The sequence below is a fragment of the Actinoplanes sp. NPDC048791 genome (assembly GCF_040650095.1).
In the GTDB taxonomy this organism is placed as follows: Bacteria; Actinomycetota; Actinomycetes; order Mycobacteriales; family Micromonosporaceae; genus Actinoplanes.
Map to the genome: position 1 here is coordinate 2,390 of NZ_JBEZGQ010000435.1, position 4,265 is coordinate 6,654.

The 4,265-nt window shown below is 72.8% G+C and carries 2 protein-coding genes and 1 pseudogene; 1 reads left to right on the plus strand and 2 read right to left on the minus strand.

Going from position 1 to position 4,265, the window contains the following annotated elements:
• A pseudogene (locus tag AB0C29_RS27070) lies at nt 1-1,851 on the plus strand (endonuclease); the annotation flags it as partial.
• Nucleotides 1,852-1,903: 52 nt separating this feature from the next.
• Here AB0C29_RS27070 and hemB read toward each other — a convergent pair.
• Nucleotides 1,904-2,893 (minus strand): porphobilinogen synthase, encoded by a 990-nt coding sequence (gene hemB / locus AB0C29_RS27075; protein WP_360825559.1) that lies wholly within the window; start codon nt 2,891-2,893, stop codon nt 1,904-1,906.
• A 318-nt stretch (nt 2,894-3,211) separates the two neighbouring features.
• Nucleotides 3,212-4,265, minus strand: a 1,054-nt coding sequence (locus tag AB0C29_RS27080; protein WP_360825562.1) for a uroporphyrinogen-III synthase, incomplete at its 5' end; no start/stop codon positions are given.

Here is a 4,265-nt window from a genome sequence, read left to right on the forward strand (position 1 = left end):
GTCCGCGACGGTGCCGGGGTGGTCGCCGGCCGCAACGTGTTCGGTGGCACCGCCGACTCGGAGATCTGGGTCATCGACCGCGACGATCCGCTGCTGGACCGGGCCGACCCGTACGCGCGGCGGGTGTTCCGCGACGCGCATCCGCTGGACAATCTGCCCGGCCCGGTCGACGACGGCAACGGCGACCGGGTGCTGCTCGGCACGATGGGCGTGAAGGCGACCGCGGGTGACAGCGGCGTGCTGCTGCCACCGGCCAAGACCTTCGACCGGCTGTCCGGCGACGCGGTCGGCGGCCTCTACTACTCCTTCAACAAGTACGGCATCCAGCCGGCCACCGCCGCGTTCACGCCCGGCGCGGACCCGTCGCGGAACAACCCGCCGAAGGCCGCCGCGCGCAGCACCGAGTTCGCCGTCTCGACGTACAACGTGGAGAACCTGTACGACTTCCGGGACGACCCGTTCGACGGCTGCGACTTCACCGGCAACACCGGCTGCCCCGGCGTCAGCCCGCCTTTCGACTACGTCCCGGCGAGCGAGGCGGCGTACCGGGAGAAGCTGGCCGACCTGGCCGACCAGATCGCCGCCGGGCTGCACTCCCCCGATCTGATCCTGGCCCAGGAGGCCGAGGACCAGGACATCTGCACGGTCACCGGTGGCGCCCTGACCTGCGGCGCGGTCAACGACGCGGACGGGCAGCCGGACACGTTGCAGGAGCTGGCCCTGACGATCAAGGGCAACGGCGGTCCGGCGTACGCGGCCGCGTACGACCGCACCGGCGCCGACGCCCGCGGGATCACCGCCGCGTTCCTCTACCGCACCGACCGTCTCTCGCTGGCCCCCGCGACCGCGGACGACCCGGTGCTGGGCGCGGCACCGCAGGTCACCTACCGCGGCACCCCGCTGGCGAGCAACGCCGACGTGTCCAACCCGAAGACGCTGAACGCGGTCCTGCCGGCCGACGTGGACACGTCGACAGGTGTGGACGGCTCGAACGTCTTCACCCGGGCGCCGCAGGTCGCGCTCTTCGACATCAAGGCAGCGCCAGGTGCCGCCGAGCGGTTCCAGCTCTGGGCGGTCAGCAACCACTACTCGTCCGGGCCGGACACCCGGGTCGGGCAGCGCACCGAGCAGGCCGCGTACGGGGCGGCGATCACCACCGCGATCGAGGACACCCACGCGCACGCGCGGATCGCGTACGGCGGTGACCTGAACGTCTTCCCGCGCCCCGACGACCCGGTGCCGGCGGCTCCGGGCGACCAGCTCGGCCCGCTCTACGAGGCCGGGCTGCACAACCTGTGGGACGACCTGGTGGCGGACGCGCCCTCGTCGGCGTACTCGTACGTCTTCGACGGCTCGGCGCAGACGCTGGACCATCTCTTCGTCAACGACGCCCTGCACGGCGACCTGATCCAGATGCGGGCGGCGCACCTCAACGCCGACTGGGCGGCGGCGGACGAGGGGAACGGTTCGAAGGGCTCCAGCGACCACGATCCCCAGGTCGCCCGCTTCCACTCCCGGGCGGCACTGTCGGTTGCGGACGCGAGCGTCGTCGAAGGAGACAACGGCACCACGTCGCTGGTGTTCCCGGTGACGCTGTCCCGGCCGCTGAGCCGGGCGGTGACGATCTGTGCGAGCACGGTGCCGGGGTCCGCGTGGGTGGGAGTCGACTTCACGCCGTACCTGGGCTGCCGGGTCCTGCCCGCGGGCGCGACCGGTCTCACCTTCCCGGTGCAGGTCCGGGGTGACCGGTGGAAGGAGCCGGACGAGAAGCTGACGCTGGTGGTGGCCGGCCTGGCGGGCATCCGGCTCGCGGACGCCCGCGCGACGGGCACGATCCAGAACGACGACTGAGCCCACCCGCGGCGGAAAACCCATGCAAGTTCGTTACATGAGGGGTACGGGGTCAGTACCGTTCGCGCAGCAGCTGAGCGGCCTCGGTGGCCCAGTAGGTCAGCATGATCTGGGCCCCGGCCCGCTTGATCGAGGTCAGGGTCTCGAGCATGACGCCCTGCCGGTCGATCCAGCCCTTCTCCGCGGCCGCCTCGACCATCGCGTACTCGCCGGAGACCTGGTAGGCGGCGACCGGCACGTCGACCCGCTCCCGCACGGCGGCGATCACGTCGAGATAGGGCAGCGCCGGCTTCACCATGACCATGTCGGCGCCCTCGGCGACGTCCAGCTCGACCTCGCGCAGCGCCTCCCGGACGTTGCCCGGGCTCTGCTGGTAGGTGCGGCGGTCACCCTGCAGGCTCGACTCGACGGCCTCGCGGAACGGGCCGTAGAAGGCGCCGGCGTACTTCGCCGAGTAGGCCAGCACCGAGACGTCCTGGTGACCGGCCCGGTCGAGGGCCTTGCGGACCACCCCGATCTGGCCGTCCATCATCCCGGAGGGGCCGACGACGTGCGCCCCGGCCTCGGCCTGGGCCACCCCCATCCGGCCGTAGATCTCCAGGGTGGCGTCGTTGTCGACCGTGCCGTCGGGGGCGAGGACGCCGCAGTGCCCGTGCGAGGTGAACTCGTCCAGGCACAGGTCGCCCATGACCACGGTGGCGTCGCCGACCTCGGCGATCAGGTCACGGAGGCCCACGTTGAGGATGCCGTCCGGGTCGAGGCCGGCCGAACCGGTCTCGTCCTTGTTGGCGTTGTCCGGGACGCCGAAGAGCATCAGGCCACCGACCCCGGCCGAGACGGCCTCGTGGGCGGCCTTGCGCAGCGACTCCCGCGAGTGCTGCATGACGCCGGGCAGCGAGCTGATCGGCCGCGGCTCGGTCAGACCCTCTTTGAGGAACAGCGGCAGGATCAGTTCGGCCGGTGCGATCCGGGTCTCCTCGACCAGGCGCCGCAGGGCGGCGGTGCGGCGCAGACGCCGCGGACGCACATCGGGGAACGCCATGCTCACTCCCTCAGCCAGGCCGGCCGCGTGAGCCGGCGGAACCGGGCCGGTCGGACAACCGCCCCGGCCAGGCCGGCAACAGCGCCGGTCCGGCAAAAAACCTGTCGGCCGATGCGAGACCGGCCGGTCCGGGCCGGCGCGGAGCCGGCTCGGCAGAACCCGGGCCGCCACATCCGCGGCCCGACCGGAATCGGCGCGAGGCCCTCCGGCAATGCTACGGACCGGCTCTGAAGCGGCGCTGTAATAGCAGCGGCCCGATCCCGGAGCGGTCCGACCGGAGCGGCGGACCGGCCCGTCCCCGGGCCGGTCCGCGGATGATCAGCGGAAGCGCAGGGCCGTCGGGCCCTGGACCTTCGAGCCGCGGCGCTGCTTGGCCGGCATCGCCGCCAGCTTCTCGCGCAGCTCCACCGCGTACGACGCCAGGGCCTCGACCAGGTCGGGGACCGACGCGTGCTGCGGCTGGACGTCGACCCGCAGGCCGAACTCCGTGGCCGTCTCGGCCGTCTTCGGGCCGATCACCGCGACGACCGTGCGGGCGTGCGGCTTGCCCGCGATGCCGACCAGGTTGCGGACCGTCGAGGACGAGGTGAACAGCACCGCGTCGAAGCCGCCCGACTTGATCGCGTCGCGGATGTCGGCCGGCGGCGGGGCCGCGCGGACCGTGCGGTACGCCGTGACGTCGTCGACCTCCCAGCCGCGCTCGATCAGGCCCGCGGCCAGCGTCTCCGTGGCGATGTCGGCGCGCGGCAGCAGCACCCGGCCGACCGGGTCGAGGATCTCGTCATGCGGCGAGAACTCGGCCAGCAGGCCCTCGCTGGACTGGTCCCCGGCCGGGATGAGCTCCGGCTGGATGCCGAACGCGCGGACGGCGTCGGCGGTCGCCTCACCGATGCAGGCGATCTTGACGCCGCCGAAGTGGCGGGCGTCCAGGCCGTGCTCGGCGAACTTCTCCCAGACCGCGCGGACCGCGTTCACCGAGGTGAAGACCACCCAGGCGTACCGGCCGTCGACCAGGCCCTTGACCGCGCGTTCCATCTGCGCGGGGGTGCGCGGCGGCTCGACGGCGATCGTCGGCACCTCGCACGGGATGGCCCCGTACGCCCGCAGCCGGGCACTCATCGCGCCGGCCTGCTCCTTGGTGCGCGGGACGAGGACCTTCCAGCCGTACAGGGGGCGGTTTTCCCACCAGCTCAGCTTGTCGCGCTGGGCGACCTCCGCGCCGACGGTGAGCACCACCCGGCCGGTGAAGCCGAGCGCCGCCGCGACGAAGCTGTCCACCGACGAGGTGGTCGTGTACTGGGTCTCGCCGGTGCCGTCGCCGGTCACGCCGACCGGCGTGCCGGGCTCGACGCCCGAGGCCAGCAGGCCGTCG

Excerpts from the sequence above, each read along its gene's own strand:
- hemB (WP_360825559.1), bottom strand. The coding sequence starts at position 2,893 with ATGGCGTTCCCCGATGTGCGTCCGCGGCGTCTGCGCCGCACCGCCGCC.